We start from the raw sequence: 21,557 nt of genomic DNA, 5'->3' as shown, positions 1-21,557 counted from the left end.
GGTTCAGCCCGGCGCCGCGAGCGCGGTCGAGTCCGCGGGGTCGTAGCAGCGCACCCGGTCCGGGTCGACGGCGAGCCAGACCGGGCTGCCGGGGCCGATCCGGAACGTCGGCGGCGCCAGCACCTTGAGCTGCCGGCCGGCGAGTTCGACGGTGAGCAGGATGGCCGCGCCGGTCGGCTCGACCACCTCCACCCGGGCCGCCAGCCGGTCCGGCCCGTCGGCGTCGAAGACCTCGATGTTCTCGGCCCGGACGCCCACCGTCACCTCGTCGCCCGGGTAGTCGCCGAGCAGCGCCGGGGCCGCCGTGGACTGGTCGCCGATCCGCAGCCGTGGCCGGCCGTCGGCCCGGTCGACCCGGGCGGGGAGGAAGTTCATCGGCGGCGCGCCGAGGAATCCGCCGACGAACTCGTCGGCCGGGCTGTCGTACACCTCCAGCGGCGGGCCGACCTGCGCGACCCGGCCCTCGCGCAGCACCGCGACCCGGTCACCCAGGGAGAGCGCCTCGGCCTGGTCGTGCGTGACGTAGACCGTGGTGGTGCCGAGCCTGCCGACGATCCGCTTCAGCTCGGTGCGGAACTCCATCCGGAGCAGAGCGTCCAGATTGGACAGCGGTTCGTCCATCAGCAGCACGTCGGCGTCGGTCACGATCGCCCGGGCCACCGCGACCCGCTGCCGCTGCCCGCCGGAGAGCTGTGCGGGATAGCGGTCCAGGTATTCGGAAAGGTGCAGCAGTTCGGCCGCCTCGCCGACCCGCCGGTCGATCTCCGCCTTTGGCGTCCTGCGCATCGTCAGCCCGAACGCGATGTTCTGGCGGACCCGCATGTGCGGCCAGATGGCGTACGACTGGAAGACCATCGACAGTCCGCGTTGCCGGGGCGGCAGGTCGGTCACGTCCCGGCCGTCGATGTGCACGCCGCCGGAGTCCGGGGACTCCAGCCCGGCGATCATCCGGAGCAGGGTCGTCTTGCCGCAGCCGCTCGGCCCGACGAGTACCAGGAACTCGCCGTCGCGTACTTCCAGGCTGATGTCGTCGGTGGCGGGGGTACGGGTCCCCGGATAGGTCTTCACCAGGTTCCGCAGCACGATCTCGGCCAACGTCCGTCCCCTCTAGCGGATCGTGGTTCCCCACATGTTCAACAGGTAGCGGCGCATGAACGCGATGAAGACCAGGGCCGGTACGACCAGCGCGAAGCCCCCGGCGAACCGGAACGCCAGGGGCGAGTCGGCCAGCGTCGAGAGCACCTGTGCCGGCAGGGTACGCCGGTTGAGGGTGAGCACGGCCGCCCCGAGCACCTCGTTCCAGGAGGTGACGAAGGTGAAGATGGCGGCGGCGGCGATCCCGGGCAGCGCCTGTGGCAGTACCACCCGGGCGAACGCGCTCGGTGCGGTGGCCCCGAAGATCATCGCCGCCTCCTCGTGCTCCACCGGCACCGCCACGAAGATCGCCGACGTGATCAGTACGGTGGTCGGCAGCGCCAGCGCGGTGTGCAGCAGCGCGACCGCGTACGTGGTGTCGTAGAGCCCGCTAGCCAGGAAGACCCTGGCCAGCGGCACCGAGAGCACCACGATCGGCAGCGCCCGGGTGAGCAGCAGGAAGAGCTGGTACGGCTCCCGGCCCCGGAAGGCGTACCGGGCGACGGCGTACCCGGCCGGCACCCCGAGGGCCAGCGAGAGCACCAGGCTGAGCAGCCCCACCTCGACGGAGTTCTGGAACCCGCCGACCACTCCGGTGCTGTCCAGGAAGACCCGCATCGTCTCGGTCGAGACGTCGGTGGGCAGCAGCGACAGCGGGAACCGGTTCAGCGACTCCCGGCTGGCGAGCGCGGCCAGCGCGATCAGGTAGATCGGCAACCCCATGAAGAGGGTGACCGCGACACAGGCGGCCTGGATCGCGATGGTGCGGCGCCGGGCCGCGCCGCGCCGGTTCACCGGCCGCCTCCGACGGTCGCCGGGTCGCGCAGCACCCGCAGGTAGACCACCGCGGTGCCGAGCGACATCAGCAGGATCACCAGGGCGATCGCCGCCGAGACCCGCTCGTTGCGCAACGTCACGTACCACTGGTAGGTCTCGCCGACCAGCAGCGGGAAGCTGCGGCCGGTGAGCGCCTGGGCGACCGCGAAGGTCTGCAGGCCGAGGATGGTCCGCAGGATCAGCGCCACCTGGAGGCTCGGGCGCAGCTGCGGCAGGATGATGTGCCGCAGCCGCTGCCAGTAGGTCGCGCCGAAGACCGCCGCCGCCTCGTCGTAGTCGCGCGGGATGTTCTGGAGTCCGGCCACCACGATCACCAGTACCAGCGAGGTGGCCCGCCACAGCTCGGCCAGCAGGACCGCGACGAACATCGTGGTCTGGTTGTCATAGGAGAGCCAGGCGTAGCCGTCGCCGAGCCCCAGGTGGGCCAGGACCGAGTTGAGGTAGCCCCGGTCGGCGAAGATCGACAGCCAGACCAGCCCGGCGGCCAGGTCGCTGATCGCCAGGGGTACGCACCAGACGTAGAAGTAGCACGACGACAGCCTCGGCCGCTCCCGCAGCAGCAGCGCCATGGCCAGCGCGAACCCGAACTGCAACGGGATCAGTACGACGATCAGCAGCGCGGTGTTCCGGGTCGCCGCCCAGAAGTAGGGGTCGTCGAGCATCCGGCGCAGGTGGGCCAGGGTGGGCCCGTCGCCGCCGGTGAACGCCTGCCCGGCGCCGACCACGATCGGCCAGAGGAAGAGCGCGGCCAGGAAGATCACCGAGGGGGCGACCAGCAGCGCCGCCGTCGGCACCCGGGTCCGCCGGCGCGGCCGGCGCGGCCGGGCCGGTGTCGCAGTCGGGTCGGTGGGCGCCGGATCCGGCGCGGTGGTCACGGCACCCGGCACGTCTGCCCCGCCGCGACCGGGTCCGGACGCCAGCACGGCGCCTTCAGCTCGTCCAGGATCGTGTTGAGCTGCTGGGCCTGCCGGTCCAGGACCTGCTGCACCGGCCGACGGTCCAGGCAGATCTCCTTGAAGCAGTTCTTGAAGATCTGCGAGACCTCGCCGTCCCTGGCCCCCAACCCCACCGGGGGCAGGGCCAGCACGGCGCCCTCGGCATCCTGCTGCCGGCGTACCGCCTCGGCCTCCAGCGCCACAGCCGGCGGCAGGTCGGTCGGGAGCGCGGCGGAGACCACCGGGAAGAAGGCGTTGCGGCGCAGCACCTCGAACTGCACCTCCGGACTGGTCAGCGCCTCGATCACCTGGCGTGCCCGGTCCGGCTCCGGTGCGCCCTTCGGGATCGCCAGGCCGGCGACGACCAGCATGTAGCCGAGTCCCTTCGGACCGCGCGGCGCGGGCGCCATCACCCAGTCGTCCGGCTTGTCTCCGGGGGCGTTGACCAGCCGGGCGACGTGGTCCCAGGCGATCAGGACCTCGCCGCGCTGCAACGGCTCCTGCATGTTGTCGTAGTTGGTCGAGGCCGGCGCGGTCTGTGCCCACAGCTCCACCATGTACTGCCAGGCCAGCACCGCCTCCGGGCTGCGGAAGGTGGTCATCTGGCCGCCGGTGAAGCTCGGCAGCAGGTAGCCCTGGAAGAACCGGTGGTAGAGGCCCTTCGGGCCGCAGGGCAGGCCGAGGACCGGCTTGTTGCCGTTGGCCCGCCGGGCGTTGCCGGCCCATGTCAGGAACTGGTCGTATGTCAGGTTCTGCACGTCGGCACCGCTGGGCAGCCACTGCAACGCCCGCTTGTGCACGGCGAGCACGTACGACGCCTGCATCCACGGCAGGTAGGTGGTGGCCCCGCCGGCCAGCTTGCCGAGTTGGGCGAGATCGGTCGGGAACTGCCGGTCGGCGAGCTTGCCGGCGAGGTCGTCGAGGTTGACGAACTTGTCGGCGTGCGGGGCGAAGTCGCCGTGCAGCCCGCCGGCGAGGCTGACCTCGACCCGCCCGGCGGCGACCTGCGAGGTGATGGTCGAGGAGAAGACGTTCGGCTCGACGGTGTTGTACGCGACCGCGCCGCCCGGAACCCGCTCCCGGAGAATCCGCTCGAACCGCTGCCGCTCCTCCACCGGGGTGAACTGGGTGGAGAGAAAGGTGATCGACCCTTCCTCGTCCGACCCGGTGGTCGACGCGCCGCCGCAGGCGCCCAGTAGCGGAGTGGCCCCGGCGGCGAGGCCGAGCCCGAGTAGCCGGCGCCGGTCGAGCCGGAGGTCTGTGCCGGGTGTGCCTGCGTGTCGTGTCATCGTGCCTCCCCGGACGGTGGTGCCGGCCCGGTCGACTGCGGAGCGGGCACCGATGCCGGCTGGAGCGGAGAGTCAAAAGTGCACATATTCGCAAGCTTGGTGTCAAGCCGGGAGCGCCGTTCCGGTCCGTCCCGTTATCGAACCGGTGCCCCGTCGAGTCCCGCTCCGGCCGCGATCCCGGGTATGCCCGGACCCGGTCACCCGGTCAGCCGGTCACACCCGGTCAGCCGTCAGCCGGTCGCTCGGTCACCCGTCAGTCGGTCAGCCTCCTCGGCGAGCTGCCGGGCGAGCGGCTCGATCCGGCGGCGCCAGGCGGCCAACGCGGTGGCCGGGCCGCTCGGCGGATCGGCCGGGCCGGTCTGTTCCAGTACGAGCCGGGCGCCGTGCCCGGTGCCCTGGACCAGCTCCCAGCGGATCCGCCCGGCGGCCGCTCCGGCGACCTCCCAGGTGTACTCCAGCAGGGTCGGTGCGGCCAACGTGCTGACCGGACCGGCTGGGAACTCGTCGGTGGTGAAGCCCGGCGGCGGCGGCGCGCCGAGCGCGGTGGGCCGGTCGGGCGCGGCGTCGGTCAGCGCCGCCCAGACCGCCTCGGCGGGGCGGGTCAGCTGCCGCTCGAAGCGCACCCGCCAGCCGTCGCCGGTGTCTTCGGCGACGCCGTCGGCCAGCCCGAACCGTTCGACGTACGACTCGTGTAGCCGTCCGGACGGGCGTGCCGAGCGGTCGGGCGCCCGGCCTTCCAGCACTCCGTCGAGTGCGTCCAGGCAGATCCGCCAGCCGGAGGCGAAGCTCGCCGCGCCGGCCCGGTCGTCGAAGACGTGGCTGAAGACCAGCAGGCAGCCCGGGCCGTCCGGGTGCAGCTCGATCCGGAACAGCTCGCCCTCCCAGGTGAAGGCGAACAGCCGGGGCGGTTCGTACGCGTCGACCCGGCCGACCGACTCCGGTGGTGCGTCGGGACCGGACCCGAAGCTGAAGGTCATCCGCCCACCGGCACGCGGATCCAGCCGTACCTCGGCGGGAAACCACTCGCGGAGATGCTCGGGCTCGGTGACGGCGGGCCAGACCTTCTCCGGTGGATGGGCCAGCCGGCGCTCGATGCGGAGCACCTGCCGTCCGTGCACGGTGTCCAGGCTCTCGTTCACGTCAACTCCTCGGATCTCGGCTCGGTCCGCCGCCGCCGCTGGCTGGAGCCGGAACGCGTCGACGGCGGCGGTTCGACGGCCGGTGGGTGTTCGGAGCCGGCGAAACCGTCAGACCCGGTTGCCATGGTGTCCAGATGCCGCTCAAGCGCATCGAGTCGGCCGGACCACATCCACCGGTATGGCGCGAGCCAGGCATCGAGCTCGGCGAGCGGTTCGGGGCGCAGCTCGTACCAGCGACGTTGCGCCTCCGGACGGACCCGGACCAGTCCGGCGTCGCGCAGCACCCGCAGGTGTTTCGAGGTGCCCGGCTGGGTCAATCCCAGCTGCTCGGTCAGTTCGCCGACCGAGCGCGGGCGCTCGCGGAGCAGATCCAGGATGCGTCGCCGGACGGGCTCGGCGAGGACTTCGAAGGGCGTGGCCACGACGCGAACATACCAGCAGAGTAATATGCCGAGCAAGTTATGGATCGTGCTCGCCACCGGCCGGAGCGTGGCCTCCGGCCGGTGGCGACGCTGCTAGTGGAGCGCGAGCCAGGGGCCAGCCAGGGGCTGCTGTTCGACACCGGCCACGGACCAGTCACACACGCCGTCCGGGAAGATCTCGCGCAGTTGGTCGCGTTGGGCCGGCGTGAACGCGACGCCGTAATCGCTGACGTCGATCGCCTTCAGTTGACACTTCACCACGTCGTCGGCGAGCGGAGCGCCGGCCACCAGGCGTGGCGTCGAGAACGCCGGGAAGAGCCGGCCGCACTCCCCGCGGTTGTCCGCCGACAGCGTCTGGTCGATTCTGCGCTGGGGTGATTCCGGGGTCCAACAGGCGTCGCCGAGGCCGACCGGTTTGTGTGACCGCACCTTGTGCCGCGGAGATCGGCCGGACCGGTCCGAGGTGACCCTGGTGAGCCAGGTGTCCATGCTGGTCAACGCGGACCGCAGGACCGGGCTGTACAGGCTGAACCCGCTGTACCGGCTGTCCTCCATCAGCATCACGTGATTGTCGGCATCGCCGTTCGCGGCCACCAGCCGCGCCCGGGTGGCGAAGCCGTGCACCAGCATGTGGATGTCGCCGTTCGGCGCCGCGTCGGAGTAGGCGCGGTAGTCGATGATGGCGGTACTGGCCAGTCCGGCGCCGCCGGAGAGGATGCGGCCGGTCCGGTACGCCGCGCGGGTGGCCGCCAGGTCCGCCACCGTCCGTGCCGGCGTGTGGTTGGCGTCGATGTCCAGCCCGCCGATGTTCGCGTTGAGGTCGAGGAAGTCCGCTGTGGTGATCACCCCGGCGTTGAGCGCCGCCAGTCCGTACTGCACCCCGACGTTGTCGAGCGGACGGCGGGCGAAGCCGGTCGCCGGATCCCGGCCGTAGACGTTGACGGTGTGGTCGTACACGTCGCCGCGGGCGCCGCCCGGGTTGTCGACCGGGTGGTAACGCAGCGCTTGCGGCACGGTGCTGGAGAACTCCGCCGCCGGGTCCAGCCGGGCGGCACCTTCACTGAGGTTCGGGATGCTGTTGGCCACGGCGAACCCGGAGATTCGCCGCCGCTGTTCGTCCGTGTACCGTCCGGGCGCCCGCTCGTCGAAGTAGCGGTCGAGCAGGCGGGCGTCCAGCAGGGTGAAGTTGGTGGCCGAGGTGACATCGGGGAAGCTCTGGCCGACGATGATGCCGTCGAGCAGCCCGGGATAGTTGTCGGCGATCTGGTGGCCCTGGTAGGCGCCGCCCGAGGCGCCCCAGCCGATGGTGAAGCGGGGTGGACCGTACCGCTCGATGAAGTGCTCCTTGACCATCATGGTGGACTCCGCGGCGACCAGGTCGTTGCAGTTGTTGCCGAACACGTTCAACGACGAGGACGCCACCGCGTACCCGCGACCGAGCATCTCCGGGTCCAGCACCCCGCCGGTGCCGGCGCCCTGGACGTACCAACCGGCCCGGCAGCCACCGCCGAACGTGTAGATCAGCCGCCCGTTCCACCCCTCGCTGCGTTGCCAGAGCGTGGGTTCGGGGCGGGCCGGGTCGTGCAACATGGAGATCTGGTAGATGGCGCGGTTGATGGTGCCCGTCTCGATCCGGATCAGGAACGGGACCTCCACCCCGGTCGTCGTGGTCGTCCGGGCAAGGTCGGCGGGGACGACGGTCGGGTCGGGGAGTGGCTTGATGGTCCCGGCGGTGGACCGGTACGCGTAGTCCACTCGGGTGGCGGCCGAGCAGTCGGCGTCCAGGGCCGGCCCCAGGCTGGTCCCGTCGACCAGTGCGAACCGCGTCGTTGCGCAGACGTACGGCTGCTGATGCGGACCACTGACGACCGGGCCCGTGATCGGATGGTTGGTGACCGTGAGCCGGGCCTGCCCGCGGTGCGTGGTGCGCGTCGACGCGGCAATCAGATTGTGGCCGGGTGCCAGCCCGGTGACCAGCCCCACCAACTCACGCCGGCCCTGGTCCGCCCGGAACAGGTCGGTGACGTCCAGGCCGTTGTGCGTGACCCGTACCCGATCGAGCGCCGATCGTCCCGGGGCGGCCACCCGGATCAGTACGTCACCTCCGCTGACCATGCCGGCGGGAGTCGACAGCGACTCGATCCGCAGTGGACCGGCCGGTCTGGCCGACTCCTTCTGCGCGCTCGCTGGACTCGCGGGCCATCCGCAGAGCAGCGCGCCGACGAGGGCGAGCGCCACCACAGGACGGCCGCGTCGACGGGTGAAGGTGGCATGTGGGAACACGGGTGCCTCCAGTTTCGGCCGACGGACCTGAGGTGGCCCGGGACGCTACTCGGGGCAGGTACGGGGCCACTAAAGGACGTCTCGTGACTCGCTGAAGGCGTTGTCCGGCAGCGGTGCTGGCTTGCGGTGCCGGCGGGCGAGGACTCGGGTCCGGTGGAAGTGTCGGACCCGGATGGCATGGTGTCCAGATGCCGGTCATGCGTGTCCAGCCATCTGTATGCCGAGCAGGTTATGGATGGACGCAGCCGTGCCGGCAGTTCGGAGACTGGGTTCCGACGATCCGGGTAAGGGGAGTCGGTCCATGCAAGGGAGGAACCCGCACGATGTCATCCGACGTGCAGAGCGGCACGATCCTGCGGGCGGTGGAGGACGCCGAGGGATACGTTGCCAAGATCTGTTTCAAGACCGGACCACCGACGCTCACTGGCGTGGAACTGGAATGGACCGTGCACGACGCGGCCGTTCCGAGCCGACCGGTCGACCCGGTCCGGCTCCGCACCGCACTCGGCCCGTACGCCCCGATCACCCTCGATCCCGACAGTCCCGGCCGACCGTTGCCCCGCCGGTGCACGGTCAGCGTGGAGCCCGGCGGCCAGGTGGAACTCTCCACCGCCCCGCGTCGCCACCTCGGCGAGCTGCACGAGAGCACCACGTCGGACCTCGCCCACCTCACCGATCTGCTCGGCGCCGCGGGACTCGCCCTCGGCCACACCGGCATCGATCCGCACCGACCGCCGACGCCGGTGGTCGACACCCCGCGATACCGCGCGATGCGCTGCGCCTTCGACCGACTCGGCGCGGCCGGCCGGACCATGATGTACAGCACCGCCGGGCTCCAGGTCTGCCTGGACGCCGGCACCGTCGACCGGTTCGCCGACCGGTGGGCCGTCGCGCACGCGTGCGGGCCACCGCTGCTCGCGGTCTTCGCCACCGCCCGCCGGCACGCCGGCCGGGACACCGGCTGGGCCTCCGCCCGGATGGCCGCCTGGCAGTTCATCGACCCGGCCCGGACCCGTCCGGCCTGGTCGCCGACGTCGGGCACGGCCGACCCGGTCGGCGCCTGGGTCCGGTACGCGCTCGCCGCACCACTGCTCTGCGTACGCCGGGACGGCGGGGACTGGACGGTCCCGCCCGGGATCACCTTCCGGGACTGGCTGGCCGGAGCGCTGCCCCGACCACCCACCACCGACGACCTGGACTATCACCTCAGCACCCTCTTTCCGCCGGTACGCCCCCGGGGGTACCTGGAAATCCGCTACCTCGACGCGCAACCCGGCGGGGACTGGATCGCACCGGTCGGCGTGCTCGCGGCGCTGCTCGACGACGACCGCATCCGGGACGCCGCCCGGGCGGCCTGCGAACCGGTCGCCGACCGGTGGGCGGAAGCAGCCTGGTGCGGGCTGCGTGACCCGCGGCTGGCCGCGGCGGCCGACTCTGTGCTCGACCTCGCCCTGCGCTCGCTGGACCGCACCGGCCTGCCGCCGGAGACCCGCGAGGAGATCATCCGGATCGTCGCGCGGCGGTTCGCCACCGCGCTGGAGGGAGTCCGATGACCGACGTCCGACCCGACAACCGCCCGACCGAGTCGCTGCGCGACCGGATCGCCACCGAACTGACCCGGGCCCGGGACCGCAGCGTCCGGCTCACCGAGGCGGTCGACGACGCCGACCTGGTCCGGCAGCACTCACCGATCATGTCCCCGCTGGTCTGGGACCTCGCCCACGTCGGCAACCAGGAGGAACTGTGGCTGGTCCGCGACGTCGGCGGCCGTGAGCCGGTACGGCAGGACATCGACGACCTGTACGACGCCTTCAAGCACCCCCGCAGGGACCGGCCCGCCCTGCCGCTGCTCGGCCCGGCCGAGGCCCGACGATACGTCGCGACCGTCCGGGACAAGGTTCACGACCTGCTCGACGGCGTCCGGTTCGACCGCGGCCGGCTGGTCGCCGACGGCTTCGCGTTCGGCATGATCGCCCAGCACGAGCAGCAGCACGACGAGACCATGCTCGCCACCCACCAACTCCGGACCGGCCCGCCGGTGCTCTCCGCACCCGCGCCGCCGGCCGCGGTCGCACCGGTCGGCGGTGAGGTGCTGGTTCCGGCCGGACGGTTCACCATGGGCACCTCGACCGACCCGTGGGCGCTGGACAACGAGCGCCCCGGCCACCCGGTGGAGCTGCCGGCGTACGTCATCGACGCGGCACCGGTGACCAACGCGGAATACCTGGCCTTCGTCACCGACGGCGGCTACTCCGATCCGCGCTGGTGGAGCGGACCGGGCTGGCGACACCGGTCGTCGGCCGGCCTGACCGCGCCGATGCACTGGCGTCGGGACGGCACCGGCTGGGGCTGTCTCCGGTTCGGCCGGTTCGCCCCGCTGGTCCCGGACGAGCCGGTGGTGCACGTCGGCTTCCACGAGGCCGAGGCGTACGCCGGCTGGGCGGGAAAGCGGCTGCCGACCGAGGCCGAGTGGGAGAAGGCGGCCCGCTGGGACCCGAACAGCGGCCGGTCGCGCCGGTACCCGTGGGGCGACGAGGACCCGACGCCGGAGCGCGCCAACCTCGGGCAGCGGCACCTCGCGCCGGCACCGGTCGGGGCGTACCCGGCGGGAGCCTCGCCGCTCGGCGTACACCAGTTGATCGGGGACGTCTGGGAGTGGACCTCCAGCCCGTTCCTCGGCTATCCCGGGTTCGCCGCCTTTCCCTATCGGGAGTACTCCGAGGTCTTCTTCGGCCCCGACTACCGGGTGCTCCGGGGCGGCTCGTTCGGCACCGACCAGGTGGCCTGCCGGGGCACCTTCCGCAACTGGGACCTGCCGATCCGGCGGCAGATCTTCAGCGGTTTCCGGTGCGCCCGGGATGCCCGGCCGGAAGAGGCGGCGTGACCGGTCGGAGCGGTTCGCCGGGCCGGGGGAACCGGGTCCGCTGATGTGCCGTCACCTGGCCTATCTCGGCCCTCCGCTGCCGCTGGCCGCGCTGCTGTTCGAGCCGCCGCACTCGCTGGCCCGACAGTCCTGGGCGCCCCGGGACATGCGCGGCGGGGGCACGGTCAACGCGGACGGCTTCGGCGTCGGCTGGTACCCGGTGGACGGTCCGCCGGTGCGTTACCGGCGGGCCGTCCCGATCTGGGCCGACGACACCATGCCGGCGCTGGCCGCGGCGACCTCGGCCGGCGCGGTGCTGGCGGCGGTGCGCTCGGCCACCGTCGGCATGCCGGTGGTCGAGACCGCAACCGCTCCGTTCGCCGATGGGCCCTGGCTGTTCAGCCTGAACGGCGCGGTGCCCGGCTGGCCGGACTCGGTGACGGCGCTGGCCGGGCGGCTGCCGACCCGGGACCTGATCACCCTGGACGCGCCGACCGACGCGGCCCTGCTCTGGGCACTGCTGCGTCACCGGCTGCGGGGTGGGGCCGCGCCGGCCGAGGCGGTGGCGGAGACCGTCCGGGAGGTGGCCGCGGCGGCTCCCGGTTCCCGGCTGAACCTGCTGCTCACCGACGGGCACCTGGTGGTGGCGACCGCCGCCGGGCACGCGTTGTCGGTCCGGGCCACCGGTGGCTCGGTGCTGGTCAGTTCCGAGCCGCTGGCCGAGGAACCGGGCTGGCGGCCGGTCCCGGAGGGCCATCTCGTCGTGGCCACCGCCGGCCGGCTCGACGTCGCGCCGATCGGGACGGAGCAGGCGTAGCGACCGCAGCCGCCGCGCGGTGCGGCGGTGTCGATCGAGGGGAGTGTGCGGGTGACCGCGGATCCGTTGGAGATATACCTGGAGGAAGGGGACCTGGCGCGGGCGTTGCGGTCCGACGTCCGGACCGGGCTCACCGATACGCCCCGGTGGCTGCCGCCGAAGTGGTTCTACGACGCCCGGGGCAGCGAACTGTTCGAGGAGATCACCAGGCTGCCCGAGTACTATCCGACCCGGGCCGAGCGGGCCGTCCTGGCGGCCCGGGCCGGGGAGATCGCCCGGCTCACCGACGCGAAGACGTTGATCGAGCTGGGTTCGGGTTCGTCGGAGAAGACCCGCCTGCTGCTCGACGCGCTGACCGCGCGGGGCAGCCTCGGCACCTTCGTGCCGCTGGACGTCTCGGTCAGCGCGCTGGAGCAGTCGACCACCGAGATCGCCGCCGCCTATCCGGGCCTGCGGGTACGCGGCATCGTCGGCGACTTCACCCGACATCTGGACCGGCTCCCCGCCGGGGGCCGCCGGCTGGTGGCCTTCCTCGGCGGCACGATCGGCAACCTGTTGCCGGCGGAGCGGGCCGGGTTCCTCGCCGCGCTGCGCTCGGCACTGGAGCGGGGCGACTGGCTGCTGCTCGGCACCGACCTGGTCAAGGACCCCGGCGTGTTGGTACCGGCCTACGACGACGCGGCCGGGGTCACCGCCGAGTTCAACCGCAACGTGTTGCGGGTGCTCAACCGCGAGTTGGGCGCGGATTTCGAGGTGGACGCGTTCGAACACGTCGCGCTCTGGGATCCGGACCAGCGCTGGATCGAGATGCGGCTGCGCGCCCGGCGCCCGGTGCGGGTCCGGGTGCTCGACCTCGACCTGGTCTTCGCCGAGGGGGAGGAACTGCGCACCGAGATTTCGGCGAAGTTCCGTCCGGAGGATGTCGACGCGGAGCTGGCTGCCGCCGGCTTCACGGGGCGGGCCCGGTGGACCGACGACGGCGGCCTCTTCGCGGTGACCCTCGCCCAGGCCACCTGAGCTGCCGGAGGCCAGCGCCGGGGGCAGCAGGGCGTCCTCGGGCTGATCGGGTAGGGTCGTGAGCAGCGAAGGGGAGTAGCTCCCAACGTCGTGGTCGACATACTGGTGCGCCTGCCGCGCGCCCGGCCACGCGGCCTCACTCCGTTGAGGCGGGCGAGACCTTCGACTCAGGCAGCATGCCGGGTCGAGGTCGCCCATGCCCTCGGCCCGGGGATCGACCGGGAAGGGTGACATGGAGGACTTCAACAGCGCCTTGGCGATCAGCTTCGGCGTCATCTTCGTGGCCGAGTTGGGCGACAAGTCGCAGTTGATGGCGTTGACCTTCGCCACCCGGTTCAAGGCACTACCGGTGATCATCGGCATCACCATCGCGACCTCGGTGGTGCACCTGGCCTCTGTCGCGCTCGGCGTCGGCCTCGGCGCCGCCCTGCCCACCGGCTGGATCGCGCTGGTCGCCGGACTGGCCTTCCTCGGCTTCGGGATCTGGACACTGCACAGCGACTCGCTGACCGAGGAGGAGCGGCGCAAGGCGGAACGGACCCGTCGCTCCGCGATCATCGCCGTCTCGGTCGCCTTCTTCCTGGCCGAACTCGGCGACAAGACCATGCTCGCCACGATCACCCTGGCCACCCAGCACGGCTGGTTCGGCACCTGGCTCGGCTCGACCGTCGGCATGGTCGCCGCCGACGCCCTGGCCATCGGCGTCGGCCGGATCCTCGGCCGCCGCCTGCCGGAGCGGACCATCCGGTACGGCGCCAGCGCGCTGTTCGGGATCTGCGGCGTCTGGCTGCTGGTGGACGCCGTGCACCAGCTGACCTGATCACACTGCCAAGTGTGGGACGGCCGGGATGCGGGTAGCCGTTTCGGTGGCCGGTGGTCGGTACGGCCGATCCGTGGCCCGAACGGAGGATCACTGCATGACCAGGCACGATGAGGCGAACGAGTACGGGTTCGCCGGTGAGGTGGCGTTGCCCGAACCGGAACCGCCGCACAAGCGGGACGTGGTGGAGGAGGAGGCCGAGGATATCGCGGTCCCCGGCTCGGACCTGTCGCGTGAGTTCCAGGAGGCGCTCGCCGACTCGGACCAGGTGGACGAGGGCGAGGGGCGGCCCTCGACGCGTTGAGTCCCGGGTAAGGAACCTGTTTCCGCCTGCTCTCATGCTCCGCCGCGACCGCGGGTGCGAGCCGGCGGCGCGCACCGCGACAGGTCGGAAGGTTCACTGTCGACGGCGCCGGTCAGCGGTCGGGCGCCGTCGACGTCTGCCAGCCCGTCTGATCGACCGGGACCGGGCGTCGTACGAGCGTCGTTTCGTCCGCCATCCTCCGGTGCCGGCCTCCCGCACACCCGTTGGTTCTTGTCGACGCTATTGTGCCGAGTTCAACTACCGAGGGCACTCAATCATCTACATTCGGTAGGAACTGCCAAGCGACAAGTGGGAACTTTTCATACTGTCGCATTTTTTGTGATCACTAGAGGTCTTTGGCACCCCAGGATCGGTTGGTGCTGAGACGGAAGGCCGGGGCTGATGGATCTGCACACTTACCTGCGCGCGCTGCGCCAACGCTGGTGGGTGGTACTCGCGACCGTGATGGTGGCGCTGGGCCTCGCCGGGTTCGTCACGGTACGGGCGACCCCGCAGTACGCCTCCTCGGTGACCTTCTTCGTCACCTCCTCCGGACAGGGCATGACCGACGCGTACCAGGGCAGCCTTTTCCTCCAGCAGCGGGTCAAGTCGTACGTCGACCTGCTCAGCAGCGACCGGTTGGCGCAGACCGTCGCGGCAGAGGAGCGGGTCGGGCTCACCGCCGACGAGGTGCGTTCCCGGGTCAGCGCGCGGGTCGAGGCGGACACTGTGCTGCTCTCCGCGACGGTCACCGACTCCGACCAGGCCAGGGCGCTGCGGCTCACCGAGGCACTGGCGGCGCACTTCGTGAAACTCGTGCACAGCATCGAGACCCCACCCGGCGCCAAGGAGCCCCCCATCAAGATCGAGGTGGTCGGCGGCCCCCGGGTGAACGCCGAGCCGGTGTCGCCCCGCCCGGTCCGCAACCTCGTCCTCGCCGGGGTGCTCGGCCTGGTGCTCGGCGCCGCGCTCTCCGTGTTGCGCGGGCTGACCGACACCACCTTCCGGGACGGCGAGACGCTCCAGGAGGCAACCTCGGCGCCGCTGCTCGGCAGCATCCCGTACGACGGGCACGCCCGGTCGAACCCGCTGATCGTGGGGACCGCCGCCCAGACGGCCCGGGCCGAGGCGATGCGGAAACTCCGGACCAACCTGCGGTTCGTCGACGCGCAGGAGCCGGCCCGGGTGATCGCGGTGACCAGCGCGGTGCAGGCCGAGGGGAAGTCCACGCTCGCCTGCAACCTGGCCATCACGCTCGCCGAGGCGGGCTGGCAGGTTCTGCTGGTCGACGCGGACCTGCGCCGGCCCCGGGTCGCGGGCTATCTCGGCCTCGGCGCGGGCGCCGGCCTGACCGACGTGCTGATCGGCGAGGTAGCGGTCGAGGACGTGTTGCAACCGTGGGGTGACAAGTCCCTGCTGGTCCTGCCGGGCGGCTCGGTGCCGCCGAACCCGAGCGAACTGCTCGGCTCGAAGGCGATGGCCGACCTGCTGCTGTCGCTGCGCGAGCTGACCGACATCGTCATCATCGACACCCCGCCGCTGCTGGCCTTCACCGACGGCGTGGTGGTGGCGGTGCAGGCCGACGGCGCACTGCTGGTGGCCCGCCAGGGCAAGACCCCGAGCGCGCAGACCGCCGCCGCCGCGCAGGCGCTGCACGCGGTCTCCGCCCGGGTACTCGGTTGCGTGCTGAACATGTCGAAGGAAAACAAGATCGACGTCGAGCAGTACCGGGCGTACCGGCGAGGTGCGCCGGTGGAGACGATCGCCGCCACCCGCGGCGAGGAGTCCCCCGCCGCCGACCCGGTGCGCCTCCCCCCGAACCACCACGCCGTGGCAGCCATGTCCGCGGACAACACGGAGGAGCTCGACCGGGTACCGCGATGACGCGGGCTCGCCCGGTCGCGGGGTGATCGGGGGATGAGAAGTGAAGATCGGAGTTATCTCGTACTGGTTTCCGCCTGAGCCTGCCTTCATACCGGGCTGCCTGGCCGAGGAGCTGGCCGCACGCGGGCACGAGGTCCGGGTGCTCACCGGGTTTCCAAGCCATCCGACCGGCCAGGTCTATCCGGGGTACCGGCAGCGGTGGCGACACCAGACCGACGATGGCGGAGTCACCATCCGGCGGGTGCCGGCGTTCGCCAGCCACGACGGTACGGCGGCCCGGCGGGCGGCGCGACAGCTCACGTACGCGATGAGCAGTGCCCTGGCCGCGCCCGGCTTCCTGGCCGGGGTGGACGCGCTCTACGTCCACTTCCCGCCGGCCGGCGCGTACGCGGCGGCGGCCCTGCTGCGGGTGTTGCGCCGGGTGCCGTCGGTGGTGCACGTCCAGGACATCTGGCCGGAGGCGGTGACTGCCCCGCCGGACGGGTCGGGGCGGGATTCCTCCGGCGGGTTCACCCAGGGTCTGCTCAGCCGGACGATGCGCGCGATCTACCGGTCCGCGGCCGGGATCGCGGTGATCTCGCCGTCGATGCGGGACGTGGTGCTCGGGCGGGGCGCCGATCCGGACCGGGTGCGGGTGGTGCTGAACTGGACCGACGAGCGGCTCTTCCGGCCGATGGGCACCACGCCGGCGGCCCGGCGGGCGATCGGCCACCGCGGCCACACCACGGTGATGCACGCCGGCACGATGGGTCCGTTCCAGCGCGTCGACACGGCGGTCCGGGCCGCGGCCGCGGTCAACGGCAAGGTCGACCTCGATCTCGTCCTGGTCGGATCCGGGCCGGAGGAGCGACAGTCCCGGCAACTGGCCGAGGAACTCGGCGCGACCAACGTCAGGTTCCTCGGCTGGCGTCCACCCGCCGAGATGGCCGACCTGTATGCCGCCGCCGAGTACCAGCTCGTGCTACTGCGCGATCTTCCGGCGCTGCGCGGCGCGGTGCCGGCGAAGTTGCAGGCGGCGCTCTCCGCCGGGGCACCGGTGGTCGCCTCGGCCGGCGGGGACACCGCGGATCTGGTGGAGCGGGCCCGGGCGGGGCTCTCCTGCCCGCCGGAGGACTGGCAGTCGCTGGCGGATCGGTTCGCGTTGGCCGCGGTTATTCCGAGTACCGCCCGGGCGGAGATGGCGCAGCGGGCCCGGGACAGTTATCTGTCCCGGATGTCACTGCGTACCGGTGTCGATCAGATAGAGCAGATGCTGGCCGAGGCGGCTGCCGGCAGCCGACGGCGCTGACCTGGGTCTTCCTTGGCCCTCGGACGATCACTCTGGGCGATTCGTGAGCTTTCCTCACACAAAGTACTTAAAAGTGGTCTAAGAGGGGTCGAAATACCAACAGCGAACTCTCCACCGTGCTATAGAGATATAGGCGCTAACAGCGTTGTGTCGCAGTTCATCCGAGTTAGTCGAAAGCGGTGGTGGCGGTGGGGGACATGTCCCCGAGACGGCGGACGGTGCGCCGTCGAGCGATTCGGCGGCAGCTCCGCCGGATCATGCTCACCGCACTCGTCGTCGGTTGCCTGCTCGGCGCCGTCGGCGGCTGGCTCGGACTGCGCGGCTGGCAGGCCGGCAGGCACCTGGAGAACGCCGCCAGCCTGGCCCAGGAGCTGAGCCAGCAGGTGCTGGAGGGCGAAACCGGACAGGCGCGCCGCACCCTGGAGGCGCTGCAACAGCAGACGGCCGCCGCCCGGTCGCGTACCGGCGACGTCGGCTGGGGTGCCGCCAGCTCGGCCCCGTACGGCGGCCGGAGCCTGTCGGCGGTCCGGGAGCTGGCGGTCGGCGTCGACGAACTCGCCCGGCGGGCCTTCCCTGCCCTGGTCGAACTGAACCCCCAGGCGCTGCTGCCCAGTTCAGGACGGCTCGACCTGCCCGCCCTGCGCGACGCGATGCCCGCGCTGGCCGATGCCGACAAGGCGGTACGAGAGGTCCGGGACCGCATCCTGGCGGTGCCCACCACCGGGCTGGTGCCCACGGTCCGGAACGCGGTGTGGCGGTTGCGTGCCGAGCTGGACCGGCTGGCCGACGTGACCTCCGCGGTCCGGCGCAGCGGCGCCCTGCTGCCCGGCCTGCTCGGCGGCAACGGAACCCGCACCTACCTGGTGCTCTTCCAGAACCTCGCCGAGCCCCGGGCGACCGGCGGCATCTTCGGCGCCTACGCTGTCGTCCGGGCCAGCAAGGGCGAGGTGAAGCTGGTCAAGCAGGGCCCGGGCGCCGCCCTGAACACCTACGACCGGCCGCCGCTGCCACTGAGCCGGGAGCTGCGCGCGCTCTACACCGACCTGCCCGGGATCTACCCGGCGGACGTGAACCTCACCCCGCACTTCCCGACGGCGGCCACCCTGATCCGCCAGATGTACCAGCGGGCCGGCGGTGGCACCGTCGACGGCGTACTCGCCACCGACCCGGTCGCGCTCTCCTACCTGCTCAAGGCCATCGGGCCGGTGCCGGTACCCGGACATCCGACCCTCACCGCGCCGACGGTGGTGCGTACGCTGCTCTCGGACGCGTACCGCCGGCTCGACAAGCCGATCCAGCAGGACAACTACTTCGCCCAGTCGGCCCGGGCGGTCTTCGACGCCCTGCTGAAGCGTCCGGTCAACCCCCGCGCACTGGCGCAGGCGGTGAACACGGCCGTCACCGAGCGCCGGATCCTGCTCTGGAGCGCGCACGCCGACGAACAGCGGGAACTCGTGCAGACCCGGCTCGCCGGAGTGCTGCCGGAGCGGGAGTCCGTGCACGACGTCGGCGTCTTCCTCAACGACGGCAGCGGTGCCAAGCTCGGCTACTACCTGCACCGCTCGGCGGAGCTGACCGTCGGCGAGTGCCGGGCGGACGGCAGCCGCGAACTCCACCTCCGGCTCACGCTGCGCTCGTCCGCACCCGCCTCCGGGCTCAGCGAGTCGGTGCGCGGCCTCGCGATGTCCGGCGACCCGTACACCGCCCGGGTTCTGGTCTCGGTCTTCAGCCCGGTGCGCGGCTCGCCGCTCGGCGCCCGGCTCGACGGCAGGGCAGAGCCGATGGGCGGCGGTGTCGAGCGTGGCCGCCGGGTCGGCATCGTGACCGTCGACATCGGACCCGGACGTACCCGCGTACTGGAGGTGGGTCTGCTGACCGCGCCCAACGCCAGTGGCGCGGCCGAACTGTGGCTCACTCCCGGCCCGACCCCATGGACCACCCGTGTCAGTTCCGCTCCCGTGTGTGGCCGGTAGGCCGGCACGCCGAACAAGTCATGCGATCCGTTGTGAACGTCATGCGATCAGTAGAGAGAGGGATCCATCATGCGGCTATCCCGCATTATCGGCTCGGCCGTGGCGGCGCTCGCCACGGTGGGCGCGTTCGCCATCGCGGGGTCGCCCGCACAGGCCCAGCCACTACCACAACCGCCGTACCCACCACAGCCACCGGCGCTGACGGTCAGCGACCCGACCGTGGAGGTGAACCAGACCTTCACCGTCTTCGGCTCGGGCTTCGGCGGTAACGAACTCGTCCGACTGACCTTCACGCGTACCCCGCTCGCGCTCGGCGCCGAGGCGGCGGTACAGGACAGCGGCGGGGTCGGCGCGATGCTGCCGATCGGGCAGCAGGCACCGACGGTGCACCGGGACCCGACCACGCTCACCGTCCGGGCCAACGTGACGGGGGAGTTCTCGGTCCGGGTCCGGTTCAGCCGGACCGGCACGGTGACCATCACCGCCACCGGGCTCACCACGGGCCGGGTGGCGAGCACCACGGTCAGCATCGTCCGGCCGCAGCCACCACTGCCGGTCACCGGTAGCGAGACCGGGTCGCAGATCGCGCTCGGCACCACGCTGCTGATCGCCGGTGCGCTGATGGTCCTCGTCGCGATCGCGTGGCGGGCCAAGAGCCGCCGCCGTCCTCCCGGCATGGCCACCCGACCGACGGTCGGGGGAGTCCAGCCCGACCGCCACGCGGTCCGGGGTCGAGCCGACCGCCACGCGGTCAGGGGTCGAGCCGGCACCCGGGGCCCTGCACCAGGCGTTGGAAGTCGGGACACTGGAGGAAGTCCTCCACCGGACAGTCGAGTGCGTGGTCGAGGAGGTTACGGGAGGCGGTGGCGACGGCGATGCGGCGGTCCAACTCGTCGCGGTGCCGCTGGAGCACCGCCCGGCGGTCCGCCGCGTCGTCGGTGCCGAGCATCAGCCGGAGCTGGTCGAGCCCGATGCCGACCTCGCGGCCGCGCATGATGATCGCCACCCGGGTGAGCTGGGCCCGGGTGTAGCGGCGCCGACCGTTGACCCGGCGGTCCGGCCTGATCAGGCCGACCGACTCCCAGTGCCGCAGCACGTGCGTGGCGAGTCCGAACTCGGCGGCCAGCTCGCCGATGGTCAGCTCGGCCTCTTCGGCGGGTGCGGGACTTGACTTCATGTTGACATTAACATACAGAGTTGGCCGTATGGTCAAGCGAGAGAGCGCCCGCCAGGCCTGGGACCGGCGTGCGGTGGGCTACGACAGGACGGGCGACCGGATGGAGCGGCTGACGATCGGGAACAGCCGCGACTGGATCTGTGCGCGGGCCCGGGGCCGGACCCTGGAGGTCGGGATCGGCACCGGCCGCAACATTTCCCGGTACGACGAGGACGTCGAACTGGTCGGCGTCGACCTCAGCCCGAACATGCTGGCGGTGGCCCGCCGCCGGGCCGGGACGCTGGGCCGACGGGTCGACCTGCGGGAGGGCGAAGCGGAACTGCTGCCCTTTCCCGACGCCTCGTTCGACACCGTGGCCTGCACGCTGGCGGTCTGTGAGGTCGCCGACCGGAACGCGGCCCTCGCCGAGATGTACCGGGTACTCCGGCCGGGCGGCCGACTACTGCTGCTCGACCACGCCGAGCGGCGCTGGGCGCGCGGGCGGCCGGCCGAGCTCGCCCTGCGGCTCGGGTTCGTGGCCGAGGCCCGGAGCCGGCTCCGGCTCGGACTGATCGAACGGCTGGCCGCCCGGAAGCCGGCCCGTGTCGGCGTACCGGGCGACCAGCCGCCGGGCCACGGTCAAATGGGATAGTCGACCGTCGTTGTCCGAGCCTGTTCGGATCCGGCCAAGGAACGGATGAAGGCGTCACCGCCCTGCCGACCCGGTGCTCGGTGAGCACTGAAGCCTGGCAATGCCGAACAATCGCGGACGGTTCCGAACACGGAGCGCCTTGCTGCGCCAGGTGGATTGCTGGCAGGCTCGGTCCCAGATCGGCACGATCCGACCGGCTGCCTGAGACCTAATCGAAATCACCCGCAACGAGACCCGACTGTAGTAAAGGTGAGTTGACGTCATGGGGAAATTGAGTCCCGTGCTGGGCGGCGCGGTGCTGCTTCTGGCCACAGCCGCCTTCTCCGCCCCAGCCGCTGCGGACGTGACGGATGCGCAGGCCCGCTGCGTTGAGCGGAGTGGACGGCACGCGGACAACACGATCGGCGAGATAACGGATGGCGGAACTCCCATCCGGACCGGACCGTACAGCGATTGCCGAGTCATCTGGAGAACGACATCCGCCGAGCAGCGCGCACAATACCACTGCTATGCATTCAATGATGTCGAAAACGACTGGACCTATCTGACGGTCGGCGCATACACCGGCTGGGTCTACAGCGGCAATCTTTACGGGGGCGGCAGTTATGTGCCGTGCGACACCAGGATCACCGGGCCCGCTCCGCGCGGATAGACCGCCAACCCGCAAAACCGGTTTGCAGGATCACGGCAACCACTGCTAGCTTTCCAGCAGGCCGTGCGAGAGAACGAGGAGGTGGTACCCGT

Annotated in this window: 20 protein-coding genes; 11 read left to right on the top strand and 9 right to left on the bottom strand. The window is 71.6% G+C overall.

Annotation, left to right across the window (positions count from 1 at the left end; translation table 11 throughout):
- Window positions 1–3: 3 nt before the first annotated feature.
- From ABNF97_RS24820 to ABNF97_RS24790, 7 genes are all read right to left on the bottom strand, one after another.
- Window positions 4–1,095 carry an ABC transporter ATP-binding protein gene (locus tag ABNF97_RS24820; RefSeq protein WP_349339988.1) on the bottom strand — a complete coding sequence of 364 codons (1,092 nt, stop codon included), beginning with the start codon at window positions 1,093–1,095 and terminating at the stop codon, window positions 4–6.
- Window positions 1,096–1,107: 12 nt separating this feature from the next.
- Complete coding sequence (locus tag ABNF97_RS24815) at window positions 1,108–1,929, bottom strand: carbohydrate ABC transporter permease (protein ID WP_349339987.1); 822 nt, start codon at window positions 1,927–1,929, stop codon at window positions 1,108–1,110.
- Window positions 1,926–2,846 carry a carbohydrate ABC transporter permease gene (locus ABNF97_RS24810; RefSeq protein ID WP_349339986.1) on the bottom strand — a complete coding sequence of 307 codons (921 nt, stop codon included), beginning with the start codon at window positions 2,844–2,846 and terminating at the stop codon, window positions 1,926–1,928. The genes ABNF97_RS24815 and ABNF97_RS24810 overlap by 4 nt, the downstream gene beginning before the upstream one ends.
- Window positions 2,843–4,195: an extracellular solute-binding protein gene (locus ABNF97_RS24805; protein WP_130463197.1), complete on the bottom strand. Its 1,353-nt coding sequence runs from the start codon at window positions 4,193–4,195 to the stop codon at window positions 2,843–2,845. The genes ABNF97_RS24810 and ABNF97_RS24805 overlap by 4 nt, the downstream gene beginning before the upstream one ends.
- Window positions 4,196–4,425: 230 nt before the next feature.
- Window positions 4,426–5,334 carry an SRPBCC family protein gene (locus tag ABNF97_RS24800; RefSeq protein ID WP_349339985.1) on the bottom strand — a complete coding sequence of 303 codons (909 nt, stop codon included), beginning with the start codon at window positions 5,332–5,334 and terminating at the stop codon, window positions 4,426–4,428.
- Window positions 5,331–5,813, bottom strand: coding sequence for an ArsR/SmtB family transcription factor (locus tag ABNF97_RS24795; RefSeq protein WP_349339984.1), 483 nt, complete (start codon window positions 5,811–5,813; stop codon window positions 5,331–5,333). The genes ABNF97_RS24800 and ABNF97_RS24795 overlap by 4 nt, the downstream gene beginning before the upstream one ends.
- Before the next feature lie 36 nt (window positions 5,814–5,849).
- Window positions 5,850–8,039: a DUF6351 family protein gene (locus ABNF97_RS24790; protein WP_349339983.1), complete on the bottom strand. Its 2,190-nt coding sequence runs from the start codon at window positions 8,037–8,039 to the stop codon at window positions 5,850–5,852.
- A 323-nt stretch (window positions 8,040–8,362) separates the two neighbouring features.
- On the opposite strand from ABNF97_RS24790, the gene egtA reads away from it, so the two are divergent.
- The 9 genes from egtA to ABNF97_RS24745 all read left to right on the top strand — a co-directional run bounded on the left by egtA (window position 8,363) and on the right by ABNF97_RS24745 (window position 19,005).
- Window positions 8,363–9,592: an ergothioneine biosynthesis glutamate--cysteine ligase EgtA gene (gene egtA / locus ABNF97_RS24785; protein ID WP_130463194.1), complete on the top strand. Its 1,230-nt coding sequence runs from the start codon at window positions 8,363–8,365 to the stop codon at window positions 9,590–9,592.
- Window positions 9,589–10,923 (top strand): ergothioneine biosynthesis protein EgtB, encoded by a 1,335-nt coding sequence (gene egtB / locus ABNF97_RS24780; protein WP_349339982.1) that lies wholly within the window; start codon window positions 9,589–9,591, stop codon window positions 10,921–10,923. The genes egtA and egtB overlap by 4 nt, the downstream gene beginning before the upstream one ends.
- A gap of 43 nt (window positions 10,924–10,966) precedes the next feature.
- A complete protein-coding gene (gene egtC / locus ABNF97_RS24775) occupies window positions 10,967–11,719 on the top strand; it encodes an ergothioneine biosynthesis protein EgtC (RefSeq protein WP_349339981.1) in 753 nt (250 codons plus the stop codon).
- 51 nt (window positions 11,720–11,770) lie between these two features.
- Window positions 11,771–12,736, top strand: a complete 966-nt coding sequence (gene egtD, locus ABNF97_RS24770) for an L-histidine N(alpha)-methyltransferase (RefSeq protein WP_349339980.1) — start codon at window positions 11,771–11,773, stop codon at window positions 12,734–12,736.
- Between the two features lie 232 nt (window positions 12,737–12,968).
- Complete coding sequence (locus ABNF97_RS24765; RefSeq protein ID WP_349339979.1) at window positions 12,969–13,556, top strand: TMEM165/GDT1 family protein; 588 nt, start codon at window positions 12,969–12,971, stop codon at window positions 13,554–13,556.
- 97 nt (window positions 13,557–13,653) lie between these two features.
- Window positions 13,654–13,860, top strand: a complete 207-nt coding sequence (locus ABNF97_RS24760; RefSeq protein ID WP_130463189.1) for a hypothetical protein — start codon at window positions 13,654–13,656, stop codon at window positions 13,858–13,860.
- Window positions 13,861–14,262: 402 nt separating this feature from the next.
- Window positions 14,263–15,744 (top strand): tyrosine-protein kinase domain-containing protein, encoded by a 1,482-nt coding sequence (locus tag ABNF97_RS24755; RefSeq protein ID WP_349339978.1) that lies wholly within the window; start codon window positions 14,263–14,265, stop codon window positions 15,742–15,744.
- Between the two features lie 40 nt (window positions 15,745–15,784).
- Window positions 15,785–17,032 carry a glycosyltransferase gene (locus tag ABNF97_RS24750; RefSeq protein ID WP_130463187.1) on the top strand — a complete coding sequence of 416 codons (1,248 nt, stop codon included), beginning with the start codon at window positions 15,785–15,787 and terminating at the stop codon, window positions 17,030–17,032.
- Window positions 17,033–17,229: 197 nt separating this feature from the next.
- On the top strand, window positions 17,230–19,005 hold the full coding sequence (locus tag ABNF97_RS24745) for a DUF4012 domain-containing protein (RefSeq protein ID WP_349339977.1): 1,776 nt from the start codon (window positions 17,230–17,232) through the stop codon (window positions 19,003–19,005).
- A 47-nt stretch (window positions 19,006–19,052) separates the two neighbouring features.
- Here ABNF97_RS24745 and ABNF97_RS24740 read toward each other — a convergent pair whose 3' ends face one another.
- Both ABNF97_RS24740 and ABNF97_RS24735 read right to left on the bottom strand, forming a co-directional pair.
- Window positions 19,053–19,688: a hypothetical protein gene (locus ABNF97_RS24740; protein WP_349339976.1), complete on the bottom strand. Its 636-nt coding sequence runs from the start codon at window positions 19,686–19,688 to the stop codon at window positions 19,053–19,055.
- A gap of 68 nt (window positions 19,689–19,756) precedes the next feature.
- Window positions 19,757–20,182, bottom strand: coding sequence for a MerR family transcriptional regulator (locus tag ABNF97_RS24735; protein WP_130463185.1), 426 nt, complete (start codon window positions 20,180–20,182; stop codon window positions 19,757–19,759).
- A 28-nt stretch (window positions 20,183–20,210) separates the two neighbouring features.
- Between ABNF97_RS24735 and ABNF97_RS24730 the strand changes: the two genes are divergently transcribed.
- Window positions 20,211–20,813 (top strand): class I SAM-dependent methyltransferase, encoded by a 603-nt coding sequence (locus ABNF97_RS24730; RefSeq protein ID WP_349339975.1) that lies wholly within the window; start codon window positions 20,211–20,213, stop codon window positions 20,811–20,813.
- Window positions 20,814–21,075: 262 nt separating this feature from the next.
- Window positions 21,076–21,465, top strand: a complete 390-nt coding sequence (locus ABNF97_RS24725; RefSeq protein ID WP_349339974.1) for a hypothetical protein — start codon at window positions 21,076–21,078, stop codon at window positions 21,463–21,465.
- Window positions 21,466–21,557 lie beyond the last annotated feature (92 nt).

Origin of the sequence: Plantactinospora sp. B6F1 (genome assembly GCF_040120695.1) — a bacterium.
In the GTDB taxonomy this organism is placed as follows: domain Bacteria; phylum Actinomycetota; class Actinomycetes; order Mycobacteriales; family Micromonosporaceae; genus Plantactinospora.
Note: the sequence above shows the minus strand (reverse complement) of the source record. Positions and strands in the feature narration are given on the sequence as shown.